This is a genomic window from Rhodococcus sp. M8, assembly GCF_015654185.1.
Lineage (GTDB): Bacteria > Actinomycetota > Actinomycetes > Mycobacteriales > Mycobacteriaceae > Rhodococcus > Rhodococcus aetherivorans.
On sequence record NZ_CP064065.1, the window covers coordinates 280,487 to 306,278 of the forward strand.

At 71.8% G+C, this 25,792-nt stretch carries 21 protein-coding genes; 15 read left to right on the forward strand and 6 right to left on the reverse strand.

The features are described from left to right. Window positions 1-66 precede the first annotated feature (66 nt). Window positions 67-1,908: a penicillin-binding transpeptidase domain-containing protein gene (locus ISO16_RS01295; RefSeq protein WP_083662499.1), complete on the forward strand. Its 1,842-nt coding sequence runs from the start codon at window positions 67-69 to the stop codon at window positions 1,906-1,908. A 55-nt stretch (window positions 1,909-1,963) separates the two neighbouring features. Here the strand turns inward: ISO16_RS01295 and ISO16_RS01300 are convergent, their stop codons facing one another. After that, on the reverse strand, window positions 1,964-2,824 hold the full coding sequence (locus ISO16_RS01300) for a helix-turn-helix transcriptional regulator (protein ID WP_072635108.1): 861 nt from the start codon (window positions 2,822-2,824) through the stop codon (window positions 1,964-1,966). A gap of 106 nt (window positions 2,825-2,930) precedes the next feature. Between ISO16_RS01300 and ISO16_RS01305 the strand changes: the two genes are divergently transcribed. The 3 genes from ISO16_RS01305 (at window position 2,931) to ISO16_RS01315 (ending at window position 6,134) form a co-directional block, all read left to right on the forward strand. Beyond that, window positions 2,931-4,589, forward strand: a complete 1,659-nt coding sequence (locus ISO16_RS01305; RefSeq protein ID WP_072635109.1) for an AMP-binding protein — start codon at window positions 2,931-2,933, stop codon at window positions 4,587-4,589. 72 nt (window positions 4,590-4,661) lie between these two features. Continuing rightward, window positions 4,662-5,519: a type I methionyl aminopeptidase gene (gene map, locus ISO16_RS01310; protein ID WP_029543248.1), complete on the forward strand. Its 858-nt coding sequence runs from the start codon at window positions 4,662-4,664 to the stop codon at window positions 5,517-5,519. Window positions 5,520-5,567: 48 nt separating this feature from the next. Beyond that, window positions 5,568-6,134, forward strand: a complete 567-nt coding sequence (locus tag ISO16_RS01315) for an alpha/beta fold hydrolase (RefSeq protein ID WP_072635110.1) — start codon at window positions 5,568-5,570, stop codon at window positions 6,132-6,134. 66 nt (window positions 6,135-6,200) lie between these two features. Here the strand turns inward: ISO16_RS01315 and mtr are convergent, their stop codons facing one another. Next, window positions 6,201-7,574, reverse strand: a complete 1,374-nt coding sequence (gene mtr / locus ISO16_RS01320) for a mycothione reductase (protein WP_072635111.1) — start codon at window positions 7,572-7,574, stop codon at window positions 6,201-6,203. 31 nt (window positions 7,575-7,605) lie between these two features. After that, window positions 7,606-8,613: an alpha/beta hydrolase gene (locus ISO16_RS01325; RefSeq protein ID WP_029543255.1), complete on the reverse strand. Its 1,008-nt coding sequence runs from the start codon at window positions 8,611-8,613 to the stop codon at window positions 7,606-7,608. A gap of 234 nt (window positions 8,614-8,847) precedes the next feature. Between ISO16_RS01325 and mqo the strand changes: the two genes are divergently transcribed. From mqo to ISO16_RS01350, 5 genes are all read left to right on the forward strand, one after another. After that, a complete protein-coding gene (gene mqo / locus ISO16_RS01330; protein ID WP_072635112.1) occupies window positions 8,848-10,377 on the forward strand; it encodes a malate dehydrogenase (quinone) in 1,530 nt (509 codons plus the stop codon). 135 nt (window positions 10,378-10,512) lie between these two features. After that, entirely contained in the window at window positions 10,513-12,195 is a 1,683-nt protein-coding gene (locus ISO16_RS01335; RefSeq protein ID WP_083662501.1) for a long-chain-fatty-acid--CoA ligase, read from the forward strand. A 142-nt stretch (window positions 12,196-12,337) separates the two neighbouring features. Next, window positions 12,338-13,594 carry a uroporphyrinogen-III C-methyltransferase gene (gene cobA / locus ISO16_RS01340; RefSeq protein WP_373566473.1) on the forward strand — a complete coding sequence of 419 codons (1,257 nt, stop codon included), beginning with the start codon at window positions 12,338-12,340 and terminating at the stop codon, window positions 13,592-13,594. An 11-nt stretch (window positions 13,595-13,605) separates the two neighbouring features. Continuing rightward, window positions 13,606-15,087 carry an MFS transporter gene (locus ISO16_RS01345; RefSeq protein WP_006937416.1) on the forward strand — a complete coding sequence of 494 codons (1,482 nt, stop codon included), beginning with the start codon at window positions 13,606-13,608 and terminating at the stop codon, window positions 15,085-15,087. Window positions 15,088-15,147: 60 nt separating this feature from the next. Further along, window positions 15,148-16,299 carry an FUSC family protein gene (locus tag ISO16_RS01350; protein ID WP_072635113.1) on the forward strand — a complete coding sequence of 384 codons (1,152 nt, stop codon included), beginning with the start codon at window positions 15,148-15,150 and terminating at the stop codon, window positions 16,297-16,299. On the opposite strand, the gene yaaA is transcribed toward ISO16_RS01350, so the two are convergent. Continuing rightward, entirely contained in the window at window positions 16,270-17,013 is a 744-nt protein-coding gene (yaaA, locus tag ISO16_RS01355) for a peroxide stress protein YaaA (RefSeq protein WP_029543262.1), read from the reverse strand. The two genes, ISO16_RS01350 and yaaA, sit on opposite strands and share 30 nt — an antisense overlap. Window positions 17,014-17,066: 53 nt before the next feature. Here yaaA and ISO16_RS01360 point away from each other — a divergent pair, with 53 nt between their 5' ends. Next, window positions 17,067-18,800 (forward strand): proline--tRNA ligase, encoded by a 1,734-nt coding sequence (locus tag ISO16_RS01360; RefSeq protein WP_072635114.1) that lies wholly within the window; start codon window positions 17,067-17,069, stop codon window positions 18,798-18,800. A 59-nt stretch (window positions 18,801-18,859) separates the two neighbouring features. Further along, complete coding sequence (locus ISO16_RS01365; RefSeq protein ID WP_072635115.1) at window positions 18,860-19,516, forward strand: O-methyltransferase; 657 nt, start codon at window positions 18,860-18,862, stop codon at window positions 19,514-19,516. A 51-nt stretch (window positions 19,517-19,567) separates the two neighbouring features. On the opposite strand, the gene ISO16_RS01370 is transcribed toward ISO16_RS01365, so the two are convergent. Further along, complete coding sequence (locus ISO16_RS01370; protein WP_006937411.1) at window positions 19,568-20,014, reverse strand: ferritin-like domain-containing protein; 447 nt, start codon at window positions 20,012-20,014, stop codon at window positions 19,568-19,570. Next, entirely contained in the window at window positions 20,011-20,538 is a 528-nt protein-coding gene (locus ISO16_RS01375) for a conserved transmembrane alanine RICH protein (RefSeq protein ID WP_072635116.1), read from the reverse strand. Before ISO16_RS01375 ends, ISO16_RS01370 begins: the two co-directional genes overlap by 4 nt. A 164-nt stretch (window positions 20,539-20,702) precedes the next feature. Here ISO16_RS01375 and rimP point away from each other — a divergent pair, with 164 nt between their 5' ends. From rimP to infB, 4 genes are all read left to right on the forward strand, one after another. Continuing rightward, window positions 20,703-21,311, forward strand: a complete 609-nt coding sequence (gene rimP / locus ISO16_RS01380; RefSeq protein ID WP_006937409.1) for a ribosome maturation factor RimP — start codon at window positions 20,703-20,705, stop codon at window positions 21,309-21,311. After that, window positions 21,308-22,336, forward strand: coding sequence for a transcription termination factor NusA (gene nusA / locus ISO16_RS01385; RefSeq protein ID WP_006937408.1), 1,029 nt, complete (start codon window positions 21,308-21,310; stop codon window positions 22,334-22,336). The genes rimP and nusA overlap by 4 nt, the downstream gene beginning before the upstream one ends. 44 nt (window positions 22,337-22,380) lie before the next feature. Next, a complete protein-coding gene (locus ISO16_RS01390; RefSeq protein WP_072635117.1) occupies window positions 22,381-22,701 on the forward strand; it encodes a YlxR family protein in 321 nt (106 codons plus the stop codon). A gap of 150 nt (window positions 22,702-22,851) precedes the next feature. Next, window positions 22,852-25,776, forward strand: coding sequence for a translation initiation factor IF-2 (infB, locus tag ISO16_RS01395; RefSeq protein WP_075288599.1), 2,925 nt, complete (start codon window positions 22,852-22,854; stop codon window positions 25,774-25,776). Window positions 25,777-25,792: the final 16 nt, after the last annotated feature.

Here is a 25,792-nt window from a genome sequence, read left to right on the forward strand (position 1 = left end):
GGGCCGCTCCGCCCGGCCCGTGTCGCCTCCCCGATCCGCGTGGCCGCCGGTCCTACGATGACGGCGATGAGAACTCGATCCGCCCGCGTCTCGGCCCCGCTCGTCCCGGCACCGCGTCGACTGCTGCGGCGCGGGGCGGTCCTGGTGGCCGCCGTCGCGCTGGCCGGCGGTGTCGTCGCGTGTACCCCGAAGCCGGCCGGCCCCGAGCCCGCCGCACAGGAGTTCCTCACCGACTTCGCCGACCGGGACTTCGCTGCGGCCGCCGCCCTGACCGACCGTCCCGAGCCGGCCGAGGAGGCGCTGGCGGAGACGTGGGCCGGACTACAGGCGGAGACGCTGGCGGTGGACACCGACGGCGTGCGGATCGACGGGGACACCGCGACGGTCACCTACGTCTACGAATGGGGCCTGCCCGGTGAGCGCGTGTGGCGGTACTCCGGCGAGATGAACATGGGCCGCAGCGGGAACGACTGGGTGGTCCGCTGGACCCGGTCGAACCTGCATCCCCAGCTCGGCGATCGGCAGCGGATGCAGCTGCGGACCAATCCCGCCCCCCGCGCGCGCGTCAACGAGCATTCCGGCTCGGATGTGCTCGTTCCGGGCATCGTCTACGGTGTCGGTTTCGACGCCACGGCGGCCGGCGACGTCCGGGGTGCGGCGCGGGCGTTGTCGGCGGCGCTGACACAGTTCGACCCGTCGCTGACCGCGCAGTCGATCGCCGAGACCGCGACCGCCGCCGAGGGCGCCCACTCGGTGGTGCGGCTGCGTGAGGAGGACTACGAACGCGTCGCCGGCACCCTCGCGGCGATTCCCGGCGTCACGATCACCGAGCAGGCCGACCTCGTCTCCACCGACCGCAGCTTCGCCCCCGATCTGGTCGGCCAGATCAAGAAGACCGTGATCGACGAGGTGGACGGCAAGGCCGGGTGGAGCGTGGTCGCCGTCAACCAGAACGGCGTCGACACCGGTGTGCTCACCGAGACCCCGCCCGAGCCGGCGCCTTCGTTCTCCATCAGCCTGGACCGTCCCATCCAGGTGGCGGCGCAGGCCGCCGTCGACGCCCGCGCGGAACAGGCGATGATGGTGGTGATCGAGGCGTCCACCGGCGCGGTCCTCGCCGTCGCCCAGAACAAGGCGGCCGACCGCGACGGACCGGTCGCGCTGGCGGGGCAGTACCCTCCCGGCTCCACCTTCAAGATCATCACCTCGGGCGCCGCCATCTCCAGCGGTCTCGCCACGCCCGGCACCATGGTGGCCTGCCCGGGACGGATCACGATCGGCGAGCGCAGCGTCCCCAACTACAACGAATTCTCGGTCGGCACCGTGCCGATGGCGACGGCGTTCGCGCGCTCGTGCAACACCTCGTTCGCCAAACTCGCCTCCGAGATGGCGCCCGACGCCCTCACCGTCGCGGCCGCGCAGTTCGGCATCGGACCCGAGTACGAGGTGGTGGGCATGCCCACGTTCTCCGGGTCGGTGCCGCCGGCCGAGGACCTGGTCCAGCGCGCCGAGGACGGCTTCGGTCAGGGTAGGGTCGTCGTCAGCCCGTTCGGGATGGCCCTGGCCGCCGCGACCGTCGCGCACGGCAGCGCACCCGTGCCCTACCTGTTGCAGGGACGCGAGACAGCCGTCACCGGCGACCGGCCGCCCGTCACCCCGGAGATGATCGACGGCCTGCGCGGCATGATGCGGCTGGTGATCACCAGCGGCACCGCCGACCGCATCCGCGACCAGGGCGAGGTGTACGGCAAGACGGGTGAGGCCGAGGTCGAGGGTGGCTCCCACGCGTGGTTCGTCGGCTACCGCGGCGACCTGGCCTTCGCCACGCTCGTCGTGCGCGGCGGCAGCTCCGACAACGCCGTCGCCGTCACCCGCGACATGTTCGCGGCACTCCCGGAGGGGTACTGACCGGCCCGGGCGGGGGTTGCCGGCCGGCACCCGGACGAGCCACCGGCCGGGTCGCTCAGGGCAGCAGACCCAGGCGCCGCGCGGACACCACCGCCTCGTGCCGGGTGTGGGCGTCGAGCTTGCCCATCGCGCTGCGCAGGTAGCTCTTGACCGTCTCCGGGCCGACCGACAGCCGGTCGGCGATCTCGGCATTGGTGCATCCCAGTGCCACGTGCGCGAGCACGTCGGTCTCGCGCGGCGAGAGCACCACGTCGGTCGGTTGCGGGGCCGGGCCGCCGAGCGCCCCGGCCAGCCGGTCCGACAGCGCCCGCAGCTTGCGCTGCAGGCCGGCGTCCTCCACGGACTGGGCGAGGCCGCGCAGGTCCGCGTGCACGTCCCGGATCTGGGCCGCCGCGACCGGGTTCTCGGACGGCCGATCAAGGGAGCCGAGCAGCGCCAGCCGCCGGTCCACCTCGTCCCGGATGGCGATCTCGCTGCTGAGCCGGCGCGCCGCCTGCACGAACGCCCCCACCGCGCGATCGCCGAGCGGTGAGCACTCACGGATCGCGCCGTAGAGGACGGCGCGGGCCGCCCCTCCCACCATCACCGGCACCGCGAGGATCGACCGCAGCCCCTCGCTGAGTACGGGCCGGTCGAAGTGGTGGGTGATCGACGACGACCGGCCGTAGTCGGGCACCGTCGCCGGCCGGGCCCGGTCCACCACGAGGCCACCCAGGCCCGCCCGCGGCGGCACCACGACCCCCTCGAGGCCGTTCGTGCGGGTGCCGAAGAACTCGGTCAGGTGCAGGTTCCCGTCGCGGACCTCCCCGGCGAACACGACGGGAATCAGTGCCTCCGCCGCGGTGCGGCGGAGCTCGCCGCGCAGTGCGTCGCTGTCACGGGGACGAAGGAGAGGCGAGGTGCCGGCCGGCGCCATCGGTCACCCCTTTCCGGGGGTATCGGGACGTACTTGTGACTTGGATCATAAAGGAATCGATCCTCGGGACGTTCACCCCGGGGCGCTTCACGAGAGGACGGATTCGATGACCACCGAGACCACCGCGCGTGCGCATTCCGAGCAGGAGGCACGAGTGCGGGAACTGCTGGACCGCTACGACACCGCCGACGCGTGTGCTGCACAGCTGCTGTGCGACGGGCATCCCGCGGACGCCGTCGCGTTCACGGTGGTCGAGGCGGACCTGAGCGCGACCGATCTGACCTTCGGTGACCTGCGCGAGCAGTCCTCCCGCTTCGCCGCGGCCCTGGCCGACCTCGGCGTCGAGCCGGGCGACCACGTCGCCACCCTGATGGGCAAGTCCGCGGATCTGGTCGTGGCGCTGCTCGGCATCTGGCGCCGCGGTGCCGTGCACGTGCCGCTGTTCACCGCGTTCGCACCCCCGGCGATCGGTTTCCGGCTGCAGGCCAGCGGCGCGAAGGTGGTGGTCTCGGACGCCGACCAGGTGGGCAAGCTCGCGCCCGGCGAGGACATCCCCGCCGACGCGCCCTGGCAGATCGTCGTCGCAGGTCACACCGAGGGCGGTGCCGCCGGCATCGGAGTGAGCTTCGCCGACCTGGTGGCCTCGCACGACGCGGACGATCCGCGCGGTGCCGCGGTCGCCGTCGGCGGGCACGGCGGACTCGTGCAGCTGTTCACCTCCGGCACCACCGGCACTCCGAAGGGCGTGCCCGTGCCGGTACGGGCGCTCGCGTCGTTCCACGCCTACCTGGACTTCGGACTCGACGTGCGTGAGGACGACGTGTTCTGGAACGCCGCCGATCCCGGCTGGGCCTACGGGCTGTACTACGCGCTGCTCGCGCCGCTGGCCGCCGGGGTGCGCAGCCTGCTGCTGCATGCCGGGTTCTCCGCCTCCCTCACCTGGCAGGTGATGGAGAAGTTCGGGGTCACCAACTTCGCGGCCGCGCCCACCGTCTACCGCAGCCTGCGAGCGGACTCGGCGCCCGTGCCGGAGTCGATCTCGCTGCGCCGCGCGTCCTCGGCCGGCGAGCCGCTCACGCCCGACGTCGTGGCGTGGTCGGAGCAGACCCTCGGCGCGGTGGTGCGCGACCACTACGGGCAGACCGAGCACGGCATGTTCGTCGTCAACGCGTGGGCCGACGGGCTGCGCGAGGAGGTGCGGCCCGGGTCGATGGGCAAGCCGCTGCCCGGTTGGTCCTGCGCCGTGCTGTCCGACGACTCCGACGAGATCGCCGCCCCCGGCGTGCCCGGGCGCGTGGCGATCGACACCCACGCCAGCCCCCTGCTGTGGTTCACGGGTTACGTGGACGCCCCGGAGAAGACCGCGCAGCGGTTCACGGAGGACGGCCGCTGGTACCTCACCGGCGACGCCGGGCAGGTCGACGAGGACGGCTTCTTCTACTTCTCGGCCCGCGACGACGACGTGATCATCATGGCGGGCTACCGGATCGGCCCGTTCGACGTCGAGAGCGTGCTGGTGATGCACGAGCACGTCGTCGAGGCCGCCGTCGTCGGCATGCCCGATCAGCTGCGCGGTGAGGTGCTCGAGGCGTTCGTGGTGCTGCGCGACGGTGTCGACGGCACCGACGAGCTCGAGGCGGAGCTGCAGCAGCTGGTCAAGCGCAAGTTCGCGGCGCACGCCTACCCGCGGACCGTGCACTTCGTGCCCCGGCTGCCGAAGACGCCCAGCGGAAAGATCCAGCGCTACATCCTGCGCCAGGGCTGAGCCCCCGGGTGGGGGGCGGTGCGGCCGCCGGACCGCGTCGCCCCCCGCTGCGCGGGGCCTATTCTGGTGGGCATGCCTGTTCGCACCGCACTCGTCCCCGGAACCGTCTCGCCTGTCCGTGCCGTCCCCAACGGGATCGAGCGACCGGAGTACGCGTGGAAGCCGACGGCGAAGGAAGGTCACGAGCCGTGGGTGCAGACCCCGGAGACCATCGAGAAGATGCGGGTCGCCGGCCGCATCGCCGCGCAGGCACTGGCCGAGGCGGGCAAGGCCGTCGCGCCGGGCGTGACCACCGACGAGCTGGACCGCATCGCCCACGAGTACATGTGCGACCACGGCGCGTACCCGTCCACGCTGGGCTACAAGGGCTTCGCCAAGTCGTGCTGCACGTCGCTGAACGAGGTGATCTGCCACGGCATTCCGGATTCGACGGTGATCGAGGACGGGGACATTGTCAACATCGACGTCACCGCCTACATCGGGGGAGTGCACGGCGACACCAACGCCACGTTCCTGGCGGGGAACGTCTCTGAGGAGCACCGCCTGCTGGTCGAGCGGACCCGTGAGGCGACGATGCGGGCGATCAAGGCCGTCAAGCCGGGCCGGGCGCTCAACGTCGTCGGCCGGGTCATCGAGGCCTACGCGAACCGGTTCGGGTACGGGGTGGTGCGCGACTTCACCGGTCACGGCATCGGCGAGACGTTCCACAACGGGCTGGTGATCCTGCACTACGACCAGCCGTCCGTCGACACCGTGCTCGAACCGGGAATGGTGTTCACGATCGAGCCGATGATCAACCTCGGCACGGTGGACTACGAGATCTGGGACGACGGCTGGACCGTGGTCACCAAGGACCGCAAGTGGACCGCCCAGTTCGAGCACACCATCGTGGTCACCGACACCGGGGCGGAAATCCTCACGCTGCCGTGACTCGGCCGGGTGCCGGCGGCGGCGTCGTGTCGCGTACCGTGCTTCGGCATGGAACCGACTGACGTGGCGATCCCGGCCGGCACCTTCACCGTTCGCATCGACGGCCCCGAGAGCCGGCACGCGGTGCTGTTGCTGCCCGGCGCCGGGGAATCCGCCGACGTCTACGACGCGGTGTGCGAGCGGCTGCACCATTCGGATCTGCGCACGTTCGTGCCCGAGACCATCGAGGGTCTCGACGTCGCGGGCGTGCACGCCCTGCTCGACGCCCTGAAGCTGCCGTGGGTGCACCTCGTCGGCAGCGGCGCCGGGGCGGAGCTGGCGTGGGCCGTCGCGTCGGGCCGGTTCGGCCGGTTCGCCAGCCTCGTCGTCGCCGACCGGGGCCATCCGGCGGTGCCGGACGCCGAGGGCATCGTGCGGGACGCGAACGCCGCCCCCGCCGAGGTGCCCACCACCGTGCTCGTGGGCAGCGCGACGCGGCGCGCGGAGGCCGACGCCTCGATGCGGTACGTCCTGTCGGAGTTCCGCGTCGTCGAGCTGAGCGGGGTGGGCAACATCCCGGCCGAGGCGCCGGCGGAGCTGGCCAGCGCGATCGCCCTGCGCACCGGCAGCTGGTAGCAGCGGGCGGCTTCGCCGCCGGTGTGTCCTTCGGGAGGCCGGAACCGCCCGAAGGACGCACGCGGCCTACAGACCCAGCAGCGCGTTCTCGACCAGTTCCGGCAGGGCCGGGTGGATCCAGTACTGGCCGGTGGCCGTCTCTCGCGCGGTGAGACCGAAGCTCATCGCCTGGATCAGCGGCTGGATCACCGACGACGCCTGGGCGCCCAGGATGTGCGCGCCGAGCAGCTTGCCCGTGGCGCGGTCGGCGATCACCTTGCAGAAGCCCTCGGTGTCCTCCATCGCCCAGCCGTAGGCGACGTCGCCGTAGTACTGGATCTTCACCGCGACGTCGTAGCCCTGGGCGCGGGCCTGCTCCTCGGTCAGCCCGACCGTCGCGATCTGCGGGTCGGTGAACACCGCGGACGGCACGAAACGGTGGTCCGAGCGGCGCAGCGCGGAGGTGTCCCCGCCCCACGCGTCGTGGAGCAGGTTGTGCTGCACGACGCGGGCCTCGTGGTTCGCGACGTGCTTGAGCTGGTGCGACGACGAGACGTCACCGAGCGCGAAGACCCCGCGCGCGGTGGTCCGCTGGAACTCGTCCACGACGATCCGGCCGTCCTCGTGCAGCGCGATCCCGCCGGCGGCGGCGTCCAGTGCGTCCCCGTTGGGCGTGCGTCCGACCGCGACGAGCAGCGCGTCGCCGCTGACGGTGGTGCCGTCGGCCAGGTCCACCTCGACGCCGTCGCCGACGGCGCGGAAGGCGGTCGCGGGGTTGGACAGGTGCACGTCCCACCGGTCGGTGGCCAGACCGGTGAAGTGCTCGGCGAGGTCGTGGTCGAGGTGCCGCAGCAGCTGACCGGTGCGGGCCAGCACCGACACCCGGGTGCCGAGGGCGGAGAAGACGTGGGCGAACTCCATCGCGATGAACCCGGAGCCGAGGATCACGAGCGACTCGGGCAGCTTCGGCAGCCGCATGATGTCGTCGTTGGTGTAGTAACGCACCCCGCCGTCGAGTACCTCCTGCGGGATCACGGGCCGCGCGCCCGCCGCGACGACGACCTGGTCGGCGGTGATGATCTCCCCGGTGCCGGTGTCGAGGGCGCGCTCGCCGACGAACCGGGCGTGCCCGCGGTGGACGGTGACGTTCGCGCAGTCCTCCGTGCGGTAGCGCTCTCCGCCTGCCGCGATCGGGTCGATCCGGCCGAACACGCGGTCGACGATGTCGTTCCACCGGACCCCGTCGACCGTCGCGTCCACCCCGTACTTCGCGGCCTTGCGCACGGTCTGCGCGACCTCCGCCGCGTAGACGTACATCTTGGTGGGGATGCAGCCGACGTTGAGGCAGGTGCCGCCGAAGGTGCCCTGCTCGAGGATGGCCACCTTCTTGCCGTCGTATCGCTCGTCGACGATCGAGTTTCCGGATCCGGTGCCGATGATGGCCAGGTCGTAGTGGCTCACTGTTCTCCCGTAGTCAGGTTCGCGCGGACGGTCACAGGGTTCTGCTGTGACCGTCCAACCAGTCCAACCACAGATCCAATTCCCGGAATGCCACCTCGAGGACCTCCGGTGTGGAGAGGAACACATCGTGGCGGGCACCGGTGATCGGGACGATCGTCGTGCGGTCGCCCAGGCACCCGGCCCAGCGGGCGATCTGCTTGACGTCGAGGACCGCGTCGGCGGTGTCCACCGCGGGGTCGTACGCCGGGGCCCAGCGCGTGTCCTTCGACCGCAGGATCAGCGACGGGACCCCGACGTCGAGGCCGCGGTGCAGCCGCGCGTGGCCGCGACGGACCGCGCGGAGCCAGCCGAACGTGACGGGGAACCCGGCCAGCGGCTTCCAGTCCAGGTCGTACTCCCACTGGCCGTTGGCGTTCCTGTGCAGGCTCATCCCGTAGGTGTCCAGGCTCTGCCCCGGGATGACGGCTCGGCTGCGGACCCGGCCGACGGTGTCGACGGCGACGGTGCCGAGGCTGCGCAGGATCGAGGGCCCCTGCAGATCGAACCACGGGCTGTTGAGGATCAGGCCCTGGATCCCGGCGCCGCCCGTGCCGCCGGGCCGGCGGTTCAGCCGGTCGAGCCACAGCGGCAGGACCAGCCCGCCGGTGGAATGCGCCACGAGGAGGATGCCACCGCCGACCTCGCTGCGGACGACCCGCAGCGCCTCCTCGAGCTCGGCGTCGTAGTAGGTCAGGTCGGTGACGAAGTGCGGCGTCTGCTCCGGTTGCCGGGAGCGGCCGCACTTGCGCAGGTCCAGGGCGAAGAAGCGGTACCCCTGGGCCGCGAAGTGCTCGGCGAGGTGCTGCTGGAAGAAGTAGTCGGTGAATCCGTGCACGTAGATCACGGCACGGTCCGGGGCGGACTCGCCGCCAGGGTAGACGGACGGCTGATAGCGGACGAGGGTGGCGGTGACCTCGCCCTCGCCGTCCGGATCGGGGCCGAGAGGCAGCGTGAGCTGCTCGTATCCGTCGCCGAGGATATCGGGCATCCAAGTAGTCACGATCACACTGTATTGGTCACTACGCGGACCTGTCGTGGGGGCACAATTGGGTGAAGACAAACGCCGGACAACGCGCGGGTAACCTGTTCGTCGCAGTCGGCGCGGCCGCGACGTCGCCGGGATCCGCGAGTGCAGCGAGACCCGGCCGACGAGCACGGACGTGCACGGGACACTCACGCGGAGCAGTGCGGAACGCAACGGCGCGTGCGAACAGACAAGGAAGTCGATCCTCCAGTGTCAGAGAACGTGGTAGAGGCCAAGACCGATGTAGTGCTCGTGGGTGCGGGCATCATGAGCGCGACGCTCGGCGCAATCCTGCGCCGGCTGCAGCCCGACTGGTCCATCACCGCCTTCGAGCGGCTCGACGCCGCCGCGGCGGAGAGCAGCGATCCCTGGAACAACGCAGGCACCGGTCACTCGGCGCTGTGCGAGCTGAACTACACGCCCGCCAAGCCGGGCGGTGGCGTGGACATCACCAAGGCGATCAACGTCAACGAGCAGTTCCAGGTCTCGCGCCAGTTCTGGGCGTTCGCGGTGGACAACGGCATCCTCACCGATCCCAAGAACTTCATCAATCCCGTTCCGCACGTCAGCTTCGTCCACGGCGCCGACAACGTGAAGTACCTGCGTGCCCGCTACGACGCGCTGGCCGGGCATCCGCTCTTCGCCGGCATGGAGTACTCGGAGAGCCCCGAGTACTTCTCCGAGCGGTTGCCGCTGATGGCGCAGGGCCGTGACTTCTCCGAGCCCATCGCGCTGAATTGGACCCAGGACGGCACCGACGTCGACTTCGGTGCCCTCACCAAGCAGCTGCTCAACAACGTCGCCGCGTCGGGCGGCACCGTGCACTTCGGCCACGACGTGACCGACCTGGACAAGCAGTCCGACGGCAGCTGGATCGTCAAGGTCCGCAACCGCCGCACCGGCCAGGCCCGCAAGGTGCATGCCCGGTTCGTGTTCGTCGGTGCCGGCGGCGGAGCGCTGCACCTGCTGCAGAAGTCGGGTATCGCGGAGGCCAAGGGCTTCGGCGGTTTCCCCGTCTCCGGCCAGTTCCTGCGCTGCACCAACCCGGAGCTGATCGCCATGCACAGCGCGAAGGTGTACGGCAAGGCGGCCGTGGGTGCGCCACCGATGTCGGTCCCGCACCTCGACACCCGCGTGATCGGCGGCAAGCAGGGCCTGCTGTTCGGCCCGTACGCCGGCTGGTCCCCGAAGTTCCTCAAGAACGGCAAGCTCACCGACCTGCCCGGCTCGGTCAAGCCCAACAACCTGCTGTCGATGATCGGCGTCGGCCTCACCGAGATGGGTCTGACCAAGTACCTGATCGGTGAGCTGATGCAGTCGCCGCGCGACCGCATCGGCACCCTCGGCGAGTTCGTGCCGCGGGCCCGCATGGCGGACTGGGAGCTCATCACCGCCGGTCAGCGGGTGCAGGTGATCCGCCGCAAGGGTGCGGGTGGAGTGCTCGAGTTCGGCACCGCCGTGGTCAATGCCGGCGACGGCACGATCGCCGGTCTGCTCGGCGCGTCCCCCGGCGCCTCGACCGCCGTTCCGGCGATGCTCGACGTCCTCGAGCGCTGCTTCCCCGACCGGTGGACGGCGTGGCAGGACACCCTCAAGGAGATGGTGCCGTCCCTCGGGGTCAAGCTCTCGGACGACACCGCGCTGTTCGACAAGGTCTGGCGCTGGGGCACCAAGTCCCTGCAGCTCGATGTCGCCTCTGCGGTGGAGGCCACCGCCCCGGCGGAGCCGGCGACGGTCTGACCGCCCGTCCTCCGATGCGGCCTGCGAGGGTCTCGGCCGGGTCCGGCCCTCGCGGGCCGCGCCGTCCGCCGGAACGCCATGGCGCCCGCGCCCCGGCGGGATACCCTGATCCCAGTCGCTGAGAGGGGCGGGGCTGTGGGCACCGGTATGGAACGGATCTGGCTCGACAGCTACGCCGAGGGGGTGCCGTCGGACATCGCACCCCCCGAGCACTCGCTGGTCGACATGCTGGAGGCGTCGGTCGCTCGGTTCGGGCCACGTCCGGCGCTCGAGTTCTTCGGCGCGGAACTGACCTATTCGCAACTCGGCGACCGGGTGCCCCGTGCCGCGGAGGGGCTGCGACGGCTCGGCGTGCGCCCCGGCGACCGGGTGGCGCTCGTCCTGCCGAACTGTCCGGAGCACGTGATCGCGTTCTATGCGGTCCTGCGGATCGGCGGCGTGGTGGTCGAGCACAATCCGCTCTACACCGGCGAGGAGATGGCCCACCAGTTCGCGGACCACGGCGCCACGGTGGCGATCGCCTGGGACAAGGTCTGTCCGCTGCTGCAGCGGATCGCCGGGGACACGGCCGTCGAGCACATCGTGGCGGTGAACATCACTCGTTCGATGCCGTGGTCCAAGCGGCTCGCGCTCACCCTCCCCGTCCCGAGAGCGCGCACGTTGCGGGACGCGCTGACGGGGCCGGCGCCGGGGACGATTCCGTGGCAGCGGTTGCTGGCCGACGGACCCCTCGACCCGGAGCATCCGCGCCCCTCCGTCGGCGATCTGGCGGTCGTCCAGTACACGAGCGGCACCACCGGCACCCCGAAGGGCGCGATGCTCACGCACTCGAACCTCGGCGCCAACGCCGCGCAGGGCCGCGCCTGGGTGCCGGGGCTGGTCGACGGCGCAGAGGTCGTCTACGCGGTGCTGCCGATGTTCCACGCCTACGGGCTCACCCTGTGTGTGACCTTCGCAATGAGCATCGGCGCCCGTCTGGTGCTGTTCCCCAAGTTCGACGTGGATCTGGTGCTCGCCGCCGCGAAGAAGCACCCACCCACGTTCATGCCCGCGGTGCCGCCGATCTACGAGCGCCTCGCCCGCGCGGCCCGGGAGCGGTCGGTGGATCTGACGTCGGCGCGCTGGTCGATTTCCGGGGCGATGCCCTTGCCGACGGAGACACTGGAACTGTGGGAGGCGGTCACCGGGGGCGTGCTGGTCGAGGGGTACGGGCTGACCGAGACGTCGCCGGTCGCGGTCGGCAATCCCATCGGACTCGCCCGCCGGCCCGGTGCCGTCGGAGTTCCCTTCCCGAGCACCGAGATCCGGGTGGTCGATCCGGCCGACCCTGAGCGCGACGTCGAACCCGGGCAGCGGGGAGAGTTGCTGATCCGCGGACCGCAGGTGTTCTCCGGATACTGGAACAAGCCCGAACAGACGGCGGAGGCGCTGCTCGACGGCGGCTGGTTCCGGACCGGTGACATCGTCCAGGTCGACCGCGACGGATTCGTCACGGTCGTGGACCGGATCAAGGAACTGATCATCACCGGTGGCTTCAACGTCATGCCGTCCGAGGTCGAAGCGGCGCTGCGGCTGTTCCCGGGAGTAGTCGACGCCGCCGTGGTGGGTCTGCCGACCCCTGACGGCAGCGAGGAGGTGGTGGCGGCGGTGCTGGTCTCGGGCGACGACTTCGACCCCGAGGCGGCGCGGGAGCACTGCCGTTCGCGCCTGGCCGCCTACAAGGTCCCGCGGCGTGTGGTGGTGGTGGACGACCTGCCGCGGTCCCTGATCGGGAAGGTGCTCCGCCGGCAGGTCCGCGAGTCCCTCCTCGTCGGCTGAGTCCTTCGGACGCCGTGCGTGCCGGGCCTGCGGCGTCCCTCACGATGTTCGTACGGCGGATGGCGCCGCGATCGGCCCGGCCCGTAGTGTTTGTGCGTTCCCCGCAGCGTGATGCGCGTTGCACAGTGCCGAAAGATGGGAAGTGCCGGTGTCCAGTGCTGCCGATGACGAGACCAACTACCTGGTCGGGCTCAATTTGCGGGGCCGGCGAGTAGTGGTGGTCGGGGGCGGTACCGTCGCACAGCGACGGCTCGGTCTGCTCGTGGCCGCCGGTGCCCACGTGCACGTGATCACCCGTGCGGCGACACCCGCGGTCGAGGGCATGGCCACCGCCGGGCAGGTCACCCTGGAACTGCGCGACTACCGTGACGGGGATCTCGACGGCGCCTGGTACGCCATCGCCTGCACCGACGAACCGGACACCAACGCCGCGATCGTCGCCGAGGCCGAACGTCACCGCATCTTCTGCGTCCGGGCCGACAACGCCCGCCGCGGCACGGCCGTCACCCCGGCCACCGCCCACTACGACGGGATGACCGTCGGTGTGCTGGCCGGCGGCGACCACCGCCGCTCCGCGGCCGTGCGCACCGCGATCCGCGAGGCCCTGCAGTCCGGTGCCGTCGTCGCCGACGCCGAGCCCGCCCGCCCCGGGGTCGCGCTGGTCGGTGGCGGCCCGGGCGATCCCGACCTGATCACGGTCCGCGGGCGGCGCCTGCTGGGTCGCGCCGACGTCGTCGTCGCCGACCGGCTGGCCCCGCCGGAACTGCTCGCCGAGCTCGGCCCGCACGTCGAGGTGATCGACGCCGCCAAGATCCCCTACGGCCGGGCGATGGCGCAGGAGGCCATCAACCAGGCGCTGATCGACGGCGCCAAGGCCGGAAAGTTCGTCGTCCGGCTCAAGGGCGGCGACCCGTACGTGTTCGGCCGCGGCTACGAGGAACTCGAGGCGTGCGTCGCCGCCGGAGTGCCCGTGACCGTCGTCCCCGGCATTACCAGCGCCATCTCGGTGCCGTCCGCGGCCGGGATCCCCGTCACCCACCGCGGCGTCACTCACGAGTTCGTTGTGGTCAGCGGCCACGTGGCGCCCGACCACCCGGATTCGCTCACCGACTGGGGTGCGCTCGCGCGCCTGCGCGGCACGCTCGTGCTGCTGATGGCGGTCGAGCGGATCGAGCAGTTCGCCGCCGCCCTGCTCGAGGGCGGCCGGCCCGCGCAGACCCCGGTCACCGTGATCCAGGAGGGCACGCTGCGCACCCAGCGGGTGCTGCGCGCCGACCTGAAGACCGTCGCCGCCCGCGTCCGGGAGGAGCAGATCCGCCCGCCGGCCATCATCGTGATCGGGCCGGTGGCCGGGTTCGACATCGGGCCGGTGGCCGGGGTCGCCCCGGGCGCTCGGTAACGTTGATCCACATGGCCGAAACCTCCTCGCCCGTGAGCTACCCCGTCACCACGCGTGCGCTGGGCCTGGCGATCATCGTCCTCAGCGGTCTGCAGTTGATGGTCGTGCTCGACGGCACGGTCGCCAATCTCGCGCTGGCGCCGCTGCAGGAGGACCTCGGTCTGAGTGACGCGGGCCGCAACTGGGTGCTCACGTCGTACGCCCTGAGCTACGGGGGGCTGATGCTCCTCGGCGGACGTCTCGGCGACGCCTTCGGCCGCAAACGCATGTTCATCGCCGGCGTCGGCCTGTTCACCGTCGCGTCGCTGCTGTGCGGCCTCGCCGTCAACGAGGGCACCCTCGTCGCGGCCCGCGCGCTACAGGGCGTCGGCGCCGCCGTGGCCTCGCCCACGGCCCTGGCGCTGGTCGCCACCACCTTCGCACCCGGACCGGCACGCAACCAGGCGATCGCCATCTTCGCGGCCATGACGGGCGTCGGATCGATCGCGGGGCTGATCATCGGCGGCGCCCTCACCGAGGTGTCCTGGCGCTGGATCTTCCTGATCAACGTGCCGATCGGGATGCTGATCGTGAGCCTGGCGGTGGTCGCGCTGCGCGAGACCGCGGCCGAGCGGCTGCCGCTGGACGTGCCGGGCGCGGTGCTCGCCACACTCGGCTGCACCGGTCTCGTCTTCGGGCTCACCGAGGGCCCGGAGATGGGGTGGACCAGTCCTGCGGTGGTCGGCGCGCTGATCACCGGTACCGCGCTGCTCGCGGTGTTCCTCGTCGTCGAGCGCCGCGCCGAGAACCCGCTGCTGCCGTTCGTGCTGTTCCGCAACGCGGACCGGGTCGCGACGTTCGTGTCCATCTTCTTCGCCGGTGCCGTCATGTTCAGCCTCGCCGCGTTCGTCGCCCTGTTCGTGCAGGACATCCTCGGCTATTCGCCGCTCCAGGCCGGCCTGGCGTTCGTGCCCTTCGCCTTCGGCCTGGGCGCCGCCGCGGCGGTCGCGTCGAAGCTGGCGGTGCGGGTGCGGCCCCGCTGGCTGGTCGTCACCGGGGCGCTGATCATGGCGGTCAGCCTCCTGTACGGCTCGACGATGTCGCACACCGTCGCCTACCTGCCGACGCTGTTCGTCCTGGTGCTCGTCGTCGGGTTCGGGGTGGGCCTGGCCGTGGTGCCGCTGCCGCTGTGCGCGATCGCCGGCGTCGGCTCGCACGAGATCGGCCCGCTCGCGGCGATCGCCCAGGTGGCGCAGACCCTCGGCGGCCCCATCGGCCTGGCCGTGATCGGCGCGATGGCCACGTCGCGGACCCTGTCGCTGGGCGGCACGTCCGGCGCCGTCGCCGACATGGATCCCGGCCAGCTCTACGCGCTGGGGGAGGGCTACCTCTTCGCCCTCGTCGGCTGTGCGGTGTGCGCCGTGATCGCGGGTGCCGCGGCGCTGTTCATCCGCTTCACCCCCGAGCAGGTGGCGCAGGCCCAGGTGGCGGAGAAGGCGGCGCAGGGCGCGTAGCCCCGTACCGGCCCTGCCGCCGAGGTGTGCCCGGCCCCAGCGGCGGGGTAGCCGACGGACATGTTGTCGACCATCACCGAGTGGATGCGGTTCCCGGCGACGTGGACCGCACGCGCGGTACGCGTGCGCGGGCACGAGCGGTACGTCGCCGCGCAGGCGCTGAAGTCGGCCCTCGCGGCGGTCCTCGCGTGGCTCGTCGCCGCCGAGTGGCTGACGCTGCCGCAGGCCTTCCTCGCCCCTTACGTCGCGGTGTTCCTCGTCGAGACCACGGTGTTCCGGTCCCTCCGGCAGGCGGTGGTGCAGATCGGAACGGTCGTCGCCGGCGTGCTACTCGCGGCAACGGCGGAATGGCTGGTGCCGGGGCAGACGGCGGCGATCGGCGTCGTGGTGCTCGTCGGCTGGTTCGTCGGCCGCTGGCGGCGGTTCGGTTCGAACGGGATCTGGGTGGCGATCACCGCGTTGCTGGTGATCGCGACGGGCGCCGCCGGCAGCCCCGTGATGCTGGGGGAGCGGCTGCTCGAGACGGCGATCGGGGCAGCGTGCGGACTCGTGGTGACCGCGGCGCTGTTCCCGCCGGTCTACCCGGTCGGGGACGAACTCGGGGTACTCGCCCGTGAGGCCCGATCCCTGCTGTGTGACATGGCCGCCGGGCTGGGCGACGAGGCGGGTCCGGGGCCCGGGGGCTGGGTGCGTCGCACGGGGGAGATCGACCGGATGATGGACCGCGCGGCGGAGTCGTCGCAGTGGGCACGAGAGAGTGTGCGGCTCAATCCGCGCCCGATCGCGGCCCGGGTCCGGGATCAGGCCTCGGCCTCCGACGACGTCCTCGACCGGCTGTGGTACGCCGTGCCGGCGCTCCGCGAACTCGCCCGCGTGGCGGAGGCGGCGTCGGACGGCGTTCTCGACGGGGCGGACGACGCGGCGCGCTGCTCGGTGCCTGCTCTCCTGACAGCCCTGGCCGAGCTCGTGGACCGGATCGGGGACGCCGCCGCCGACCCCGCCCGATTCGCCGAACCCGTCCGATTCGACGAGGCCTGCGGCGAGTGCGCCGACCGGCTGGCCGAACTGCAGCGATCGGCCGCCGGGTCCGCCGACCCTCGGGTGGCGGCCGTGCTCGGTAGCTTCTGGCACCCGGCGCACCGGTTCCTCACCGCGGTGCAGGACACCCGGCGCGTGCCGCAGTCAGGTCAGGATCACCAGTTCGGTGGCTGACGCCACCTCGACCCGCAGGCCCGCCCGGGCCGCGACGCGGGCGGCACCGTCGACGTCGGCCGGCTCCGCGCGGGTCAGTACGAGCGCGCGGGCCAGCAGGCCCTTGTGGTGCTTGTTGAAGTGACTGACCACCTTGCGGCTCCCGTCGGGCTGCTCGGTGAGCACGGTCGCGGTGACCGCGCCGGGGACGGGCCCGAGCTGCCGGTACACCCCCGACCGCAGGTCCACCACGAGCTGCCCGGCGGCCTCGGCGGCCAGGGCGCCGCTCAGCTCCGGCCGCCACAGCGACGCGAGGGTCCCGACGCCGGGCAGCTTCGATCCGCCCGACAGGCGATAGGCCGGGATGGGATCGCCCGCGCGCACCGCGCCGAACAGGGCCGACCCGATCGCGAGTCGCCGGTGGGCCTTCTCCCGCTGCGCCCGGGTGAACGAGCCGGCGTCGAGGGCGTCGAACAGCACCCCGGTGTAGCGCGCGAGAGCCGGCCGGGTGGGCGAGACCCACAGCTTGGCGTTGCGTTCGATCTCGTCCGCCTGCGTGGGACCCAGGCCCAGGGCAAGGCTCGACGCCTCCGGATCCGCGGCCAGGTCGACGAGCGCCTGCACCAGCTCCTCGCGGGTCGCGGTCAGTTGCGGCATCGACAGCTCGCCCAGGTCGAGGGGCGCACCGTCGCCGCCGTCGGACTTGGTTTCGGAGGGAGGCAGAAGCACCAGCACAAGCGGTAACCGTACCGAGGTCGGTTCCGGGGCGGCAGGTAGGCTGCTCTCCCGTGATCACCCGCATGTCGCACCTGTTTCTCCGCACCCTCCGCGACGACCCGGCCGACGCCGAGGTCGCCAGCCACAAGCTGCTCGTGCGCGCCGGCTACGTCCGCCGCATCGCCCCGGGGGTGTACTCGTGGCTGCCGCTGGGTCTGCGGGTACTGCGGCAGGTCGAGCGTGTCGTGCGCGAGGAGATGAACGCGATCGGTGGGCAGGAGATCTCGCTGCCGGCGCTGCTGCCGCGCGACCCCTACGAGACCACGAACCGGTGGACCGAGTACGGCGACGGGTTGTTCCGGCTCCAGGACCGCAAGGGCGCCGACTACCTGCTCGGCCCCACCCACGAGGAGATGTTCGCGCTCACCGTCAAGGGTGAATACAACTCGTACAAGGATTTTCCGGTCACCCTGTACCAGATCCAGACGAAGTACCGCGACGAGGAACGTCCCCGTGCCGGCATCCTCCGCGGCCGCGAGTTCGTGATGAAGGACTCCTACAGCTTCGACCTCACCGACGAGGGCCTGGCCGAGTCGTACCGGGCGCATCGTGACGCCTACGAGCGGATCTTCGCCCGACTCGGCGTGAAGTACGTGGTCGTCTCCGCGACGTCGGGCGCCATGGGCGGCAGCGCGTCGGAGGAATTCCTCGCCGAGAGCGACGCGGGCGAGGACACGTACGTGCGCTGCCTCGAGTCGGGCTACGCCGCGAACGTCGAGGCCGTCGAGACCCTGGCCCCCGAGCCGGTTCCGTTCGACGGGCTGCCCGAGGCGGTGGTGCACGACACCCCGGACACCCCGACCATCGACACTCTCGTCGAGTGGGCCAACGGTGCGCTCGACCGCCCGGTGACCGCCGCCGACACCCTCAAGAACATCCTCGTCAAGACGCGGCGACCCGGCGGGGAGTGGGAACTGCTCGGCATCGGCATCCCCGGCGACCGGGAGGTCGACGACAAGCGGCTCGGCGCCTCGCTCGAGCCGGCCGAGTACGAGCTGCTCACGGACGCCGACTTCGCGGCCAACCCGTTCCTCGTCAAGGGGTACATCGGTCCGAAAGCGTTGCTCGACAACGGAGTTCGTTACCTCGTCGATCCGCGTGTCGGAAACGGCACGTCGTGGATCACCGGCGCCGACGAGCCCGGCAGGCACGTCGTCGGACTCGTCGCCGGGCGCGACTTCACCCCGGACGGGACCATCGAGGCCGCCGAGGTGCGCGACGGTGACCCGTCCCCGGACGGTGCGGGCCCGCTCGTGTCGGCGCGCGGCATCGAGATCGGCCACGTGTTCCAGCTCGGCCGCAAGTACACCGACGCCTTCGCCGTCGACGTGCTCGGCGAGAACGGCAAGCCGGTGCGCCCGACCATGGGTTCCTACGGCGTCGGTGTCTCCCGGCTCGTCGCCGTGATCGCCGAGCAGCAGCACGACGACAAGGGCCTGCGGTGGCCCGCCGAGGTCGCCCCGTTCGGGGTGCACCTGGTGATCGCGAACAAGGACGAGGCGGCCCGGGAGGGTGCCGAGAATCTGGCCGCCGAGCTCGACAAGGCGGGCGTCGAGGTGCTGCTCGACGATCGCAAGGCCTCGCCCGGCGTGAAGTTCAAGGACTCCGAGCTGCTCGGCGTGCCGCTGGTCGTCGTCGTCGGCCGCGGCTGGGCCGACGGCAAGGTCGAGCTGCGCGACCGGTTCAGCGGCGAGTCCCGCGAGGTGCCGGCCGATGCGGCCCTGAAGGAGATCCTCGGCGCGTAGTAGCACCCCCGGTGGCCCTCGGGATCGCGTGCGGGCCACCGGGGCACCACACTGATGCCATGGACGACTGGGAGCGCACCGACGCCTACCTGACCGACACCCTGATCGGGGCCGACCCTCAGCTCGAGGACGCGCTCGCGGCGAACACCGCGGCGGGCCTGCCGCCGATCGACGTCGCACCCGTGCAGGGCAAGTTCCTGCATCTGCTGGCGCGGATCCGCGGTGCGCGGCGCATCCTCGAGATCGGCACGCTCGGCGGGTACTCCACCATCTGGCTCGCGCGGGCCGTCGGCGACGACGGGCGCGTGGTGACCCTCGAGTACGAGCCCCGGCACGCCGAGGTCGCGCGCGCCAACCTCGATCGCGCCGGCGTGGGGGAGCGGGTCGACATCCGGGTGGGCGCCGCCCTCGACACCCTGCCGTCCCTCGAGGGCGGGGCCCCGTTCGACCTGGTGTTCGTCGATGCGGACAAGGAGAACAACCCGCACTACGTGCGGTGGGCGCTGCGGCTCGGCCGCCCCGGCACCGTCATCGTCGTCGACAACGTGATCCGCGGCGGTTCGGTCACCAACGCCGATCTCGACGACCAGCGGGTGCGCGGCGCCCGAGAGGTGCTGGAACTCATGGCCACCGACCCCCGGCTCGACGCGACCGCGCTGCAGACCGTCGGCGCAAAGGGCTGGGACGGCTTCGCGATAGCGGTCGTGACCGACTGAGCACTTCGCCCGCGGTCGGCGCGAGCGGATGCCGCGGCGTCCCGGTCGAGGTCAGGGCTGCCCGGGCAGCGCGACGGACGGCGGGACGACCCCTAGGTTCGCGCGCCACCGGGCCGCCCGCATCGCGGACTCGGTGAGCGCCTCGATCGCCGCCCCGCGGGTGTGCTCGCTGCGTGCCCGCTCGACGACGGAGCGCCACGCCACCGCGACATCGGTCTCGATCTGCACCGCCAACTGTGCGGCGGAAACCGCGTCGGTCACCGGGAAGGGCGTCGTGTACCCGGCGGCCGCGGTGGGCGGGGTGACGGCGGCGGCCCGCAGCGCGTCCGTGGTGGCGTCGCGCCGGGCCCGGTGGGCGGCGGTGTCCGCCGACACCTCGGCCGCGCGGGCGGGATTGGAGAACGCGGCGACGATGCCGTAGCCGAACACCGCGGCGTACTCGGCGTTCAACGCGTCCACGAGGGCCTGCTGCTCGACGCCCAGCGACTGTGAACTCACGGCAGCAGCACCCCCTTGTGCACGGCGCACGCGGCGCTGATCGAGGCGAGCAGGCCCGCCCGGTAGCCCTGCAGGGTGCGGGCCAGGTCCGCGGCGGCCCGCTGGGAGCCGTTCAGTCGCTCGCGCAGCAGGTCGAGGGTGGGTGGATCCGCGGCCGGGGCCACGGTCGTCGTCGTGGTGGTCGACGCCGTGGTGGTCGACGCCGTGGTGGTCGACGCCGGGTCGGCCCCGGCGAGCCGGGCCACCTCGGCGTCGAGGACCTGGGCGTGGGTCGTGCGCTCGGCGCCGACGGCATTCAGGGCGCCCGCCCGGTCGGGGAGCAGCGCGACGAGCAGACCGGCGGTCGCGGCGTCGACGCGCGCCCGCTCGGCCTGGGCGATCAGGGGATCGACCTCCCCGGCGCCGTCGTCCGTGCCGGCGCCGCACCCGGCGACGGCGAGCGCACCGACGCCGCCGAGCGCGGCGCCGGACCAGCGCAGCACGGTGCGTCGGGACACGGGCGGTGAGGATGCGGGCGTCGGCACCGCACCATCGTGCCAGCCCGGTCCGGGCGGATCCGACGGTGGTCGGGCCGCGGGGGGTTGGTCACGGGAGCGCCGGATGCGCGATACCCTTGAATACCTGCCGGTCCGCTCGTGCGCCGGCATGACGTCCGCTGCGATCACAACTGAACGAGGAGCCTGTCGCGATGCCGGTGCCGCCCCCGGAGAGAATTGCCGAACTCGTCTCCGGCCCGATCGAGCGCGAGGGATACGACCTCGAGGACGTGGTGATCACGTCTGCGGGCAAGCACAGCACGGTGCGGCTGTTCGTCGACAGCGACGCCGGGTTGAGCCTCGACGAGGCCGCCCGCCTGAGCACCCTGGTCTCCGAGGCGTTCGACGCCGTCTCCGATTTCGGCGAGTCGCCCTACGTGCTCGAGGTGACCAGCCCCGGCATCGGCCGCCCGCTCACCCGCGAGCGGCACTGGCGCCGGTCCCAGGCCCGCAAGGCCCGGATCGAACTGGACGACGAGACGATCGTCGGCCGCATCGGCGAGCTCGTCGGGGACGAGGTCCGGATCGTCGTTCCCGGCCGCAGTGGGCCCTCGGTGCGGGCGATCCCGCTCGCGGAGGTGCGCCGCGCCGTCGTCGAGGTGGAGTTCAACGCGCCGAATCCGCGCGAACTCGAGCTCGCGGGCGGCCTGCCGGACGGCCGGGTGCGTGCCGGCGAGATCGCCGAGGGCGACGGCGACGACCCGGACGACGAGAGCGGCACGGACTACAACGGCACGGACGAAGTGAAGGTGGACAAGTGAATATCGACATCGCAGCCCTGAAGGTCCTCGAGGCCGACAAGAACATCCCGTTCGATGCGCTGATCGAGACGATCCAGACGGCCCTGCTCACGGCCTATCGGCATACCGACGGGCACCAGCCGCACGCGAGTGTCGACGTGGACCGCCGGACCGGTGCCGTGCGGGTGATGGCGCAGGAGTTCGACGCGGACGGCAACCTCGTCTCCGAGTGGGACGACACCCCGGAGGGCTTCGGTCGCATCGCGGCGACCACCGCCCGCCAGGTGATCATGCAGCGCATCCGCGATGCCGAGCACGAGCAGCGGTTCGGGGAGTTCGCGACACACGAGGGCGAGGTCGTCGCCGGTGTGGTCCAGCGCGACACCCGCGCCAACGCCCGCGGCATGGTCGTGGTGAAGATCGGCGCCGAGACCACCGGCACCGAAGGGCTGATCCCGCCGGCCGAGCAGGTGCCCGGCGAGACGTACGAGCACGGCGACCGGATCCGGTGCTACGTGGTCGGGGTGTCGCGGGGGCAGCGCGGCCCGCAGATCACCCTGTCGCGGACGCACCCCAACCTGGTGCGCAAGCTCTTCGCCCTCGAGGTGCCGGAGATCGCGGACGGGTCGGTGGAGATCGTCGCCGTCGCGCGGGAGGCCGGCCATCGCTCCAAGATCGCCGTCCACTCACGGGTGCCGGGATTGAACGCCAAGGGCGCGTGCATCGGCCCGATGGGGCAGCGGGTGCGCAACGTCATGCGCGAACTCGGTGACGAGAAGATCGACATCATCGACTTCGACGAGGATCCGGCGAAGTTCGTCGGTAACGCGCTGTCCCCCTCGAAGGTGGTATCCGTCACAGTCGTCGACCCCGACGCGCGCGCCGCGCGGGTCGTCGTTCCCGACTACCAGCTGTCCCTCGCGATCGGCAAGGAAGGGCAGAATGCCCGGCTGGCCGCGCGGCTGACCGGGTGGCGGATCGACATCCGCAGCGATGCCGCGGCCGGCGGTCCGGCGTCGGCGGGATCGCCCGCGACAGGCAGATAGGCGTGGAATGCACGGTTCCGGCCCGATCAGCGGTAGAGTGGTCGATGGCTCAGCATGAGCTGCCCTCGGCCGACCGAGAGCGCACCGGTCCGGTGCGCACCTGTGTCGGGTGTCGGCAGCGGGTGCTGGCTGCCGATCTGCTGAGGGTTGTGGCGCGGGCGACGGAGCCGTCAGGCTTCGTGCTGGTGCCGGACCCGGGGCGGAGGATGCCCGGTCGGGGCGCGTGGATGCACCCCGATCCGGAATGCCTCGGTCAGGCGGAACGGCGTCGAGCATTCGGCAGAGCGCTGAGGGTGTCGGGAACAATCGACCCGTCTGCGCTTGTTCAGCTGGTCGGGGTCCGGAACGAGGAGGACTCGGCGTAGCGATACGCGCCGGACCGGGGACACCAACTCTGAGAAGAACAGGTACAAGCACTCATGAGCACACCGTGAAGCACCAGCGATGAACGTCCATCGGAGATAACCCGAGGTCGTGCGGGCACCAGCCGCTCGACCTCATCAGTGAGGAGAGCAGTGGCAGGCAAGGCCCGTGTACACGAGTTGGCCAAGGAACTCGGTGTCACCAGTAAGGAACTTCTCGCCCGTTTGAAGGAACAGGGCGAATTCGTGAAGTCGGCGTCCTCGACGGTCGAGCCGCCGGTCGCGCGTCGACTGCGCGAATCTTTCGCGAAGGCGAACGGCGACGGCGCAGCTCCGTCGGCGGCAGCCCCCAAGCCCGGGGCGCCGCGCCCCGGTCCCCGTCCGGCAGCGCCCGCCCAGGCCGCGCCGGCACCCGCCCCGGCCCCGAAGCCCGAGGCCGCAACCCCCGCGCCGAGTCCGGCTCCGGCTTCGCGCCCCGCCGCACCCGGCCCCAAGCCCGGCGCTCCGCGCCCGGCTGCCCCGAAGCCGGCCACCCCGCAGGCTCCGGCCGCGCAGGCCGCTCCGCAGGCGCCGGCTCCGCAGGCTCCGGCCCCGCAGGCTCAGGCTCCGCAGGCTCCGAGCGCCGGCCCCAAGCCGGGCGGTCCCCGTCCCGGCCCGAAGCCGCCGCGCGTCGGCAACAATCCGTACTCGTCCGCACCCGCGGAGCGGCCCGCGCCGCGTCCGGGCGCGCCGCGTCCGGTTCCCGGTCAGGGTCGCCCCGCGGCCGGTCCCGGCGGTGCCCGTCCGGCTCCCGGTCAGGGTCGCCCCGCGGCCGGTCCCGGCGGTGCCCGTCCGGCTCCCGGTCAGGGTCGCCCCGCGGCCGGTCCCGGCGGTCCCCGTCCGGCTCCCGGCCAGGGCGGTCCCCGGCCGTCCCCCGGCTCGATGCCCCCGCGTCCGAACCCGGCCGCGATGCCGCAGCGTGCTGCGCGTCCCGGCCCGACCGGTCGTCCCGGCCGTCCCGGCGCGCCCGGCGGACGTCCGGCCGGCGCTGGTGGCGGCGGCGGTTACCGCGGTGGCGGTGGCGGTGCTCCCGGCGCCGGTGCCGGTGCCGGTGCCGCCGGTGGTTTCCGCGGTCGTCCCGGTGGCGGTGGCGGTGGCGCCGGCCGTGGTGGCCGCGGCGGAACCGCGGGTGCCTTCGGTCGTCCCGGTGGCGCTCCGCGCCGTGGCCGCAAGTCGAAGCGGCAGAAGCGGCAGGAATACGATTCGATGCAGGCACCGTCGGTCGGTGGTGTGCGGCTGCCGCGCGGCAACGGCGAGACCATCCGTCTCGCCCGCGGCGCGTCGCTGTCCGACTTCGCGGAGAAGATCGACGCGAACCCGTCGGCCCTGGTCCAGGCGCTGTTCAACCTCGGTGAGATGGTCACGGCCACTCAGTCGGTGAACGACGAGACCCTCGAGCTGCTCGGCTCGGAGATGAACTACAACGTTCAGGTCGTCAGCCCCGAGGACGAGGACCGCGAGCTGCTCGAGTCGTTCGACATCACCTACGGCGAGGACGAGGGCACCGAGGAAGACCTCGTGCAGCGTCCGCCGGTGGTGACCGTCATGGGTCACGTCGACCACGGCAAGACCCGCCTGCTCGACACGATCCGCAAGGCCAACGTCCGCGAGGGCGAGGCCGGCGGCATCACCCAGCACATCGGCGCCTACCAGGTGATGACCCACCTCAACGGCGAAGACCGGCTGATCACCTTCATCGACACCCCGGGTCACGAGGCGTTCACCGCCATGCGTGCCCGCGGCGCGAAGTCGACCGACATCGCGATCCTCGTGGTCGCGGCCGACGACGGCGTCATGCCGCAGACGGTGGAGGCGATCAACCACGCGCAGGCTGCGGACGTGCCGATCGTGGTCGCGGTGAACAAGATCGACAAGGAGGGTGCGAACCCCCAGAAGATCCGCCAGCAGCTCACCGAGTACGGCCTGGTCACCGAGGAGTACGGCGGCGACACCATGTTCGTCGACATCTCGGCGAAGCAGGGCCTGAACATCGACCAGCTGCTCGAGGCCGTGCTGCTCACCGCGGACGCGTCCCTCGACCTGCGGGCCAACCCGGACATGGAGGCGCAGGGCGTCGCGATCGAGGCGCACCTCGACCGCGGCCGCGGCCCCGTGGCCACCGTCCTGGTCCAGCGCGGCACGCTGCGCGTGGGCGACTCGATCGTCGCGGGCGACGCGTACGGCCGTGTCCGCCGAATGGTGGACGAGCACGGCGACGACGTCCTCGAGGCGTTCCCGTCGCGTCCGGTCCAGGTCATCGGCTTCACGTCGGTGCCCGGCGCCGGTGACAACCTCGTCGTCGTCGAGGAGGACCGCATCGCACGGCAGATCGCGGACCGCCGCAATGCGCGCAAGCGCAACGCGCTGGCCGCCAAGAGCCGCAAGCGGATCAGCCTCGAGGACCTCGATGCCGCGCTCAAGGAGCACAACGAGCTCAACCTCATCCTCAAGGGCGACAACGCCGGTACGGTCGAAGCCCTCGAGGAGGCCCTCATGGGCATCGAGGTCGGCGACGAGGTGCGCCTGCGGGTCATCGACCGCGGTGTCGGTGGTGTCACCGAGACCAACGTCAACCTGGCCGCCGCGTCGAACGCCGTGATCATCGGCTTCAACGTCCGCGCCGAGGGCAAGGCCACCGAGCTCGCCAACCGCGAGGGCGTCGACATCCGCTACTACTCGATCATCTACCAGGCGATCGACGAGGTGGAGAAGGCCCTCAAGGGCATGCTCAAGCCGATCTACGAGGAGGTCGAGCTCGGCCGCGCCGAGATCCGGGCGATCTTCAAGTCGTCCAAGGTCGGCAACATCGCGGGCTGCATGGTCCAGTCGGGTGTCGTCAAGCGCAACGCGAAGGCCCGTCTGCTCCGCGACAACAACGTGGTCGCCGAGACGGTCACCATCTCGTCGCTGCGGCGCGAGAAGGACGATGTGACCGAGGTGCGGGAAGGCTTCGAGTGCGGTCTGACGGTCACCTACTCCGACATCAAGATCGGTGACGTGATCGAGGCGTACGAGCTGCGCGAGAAGCCGCGCGACTGACGCAGCCGGACACAAC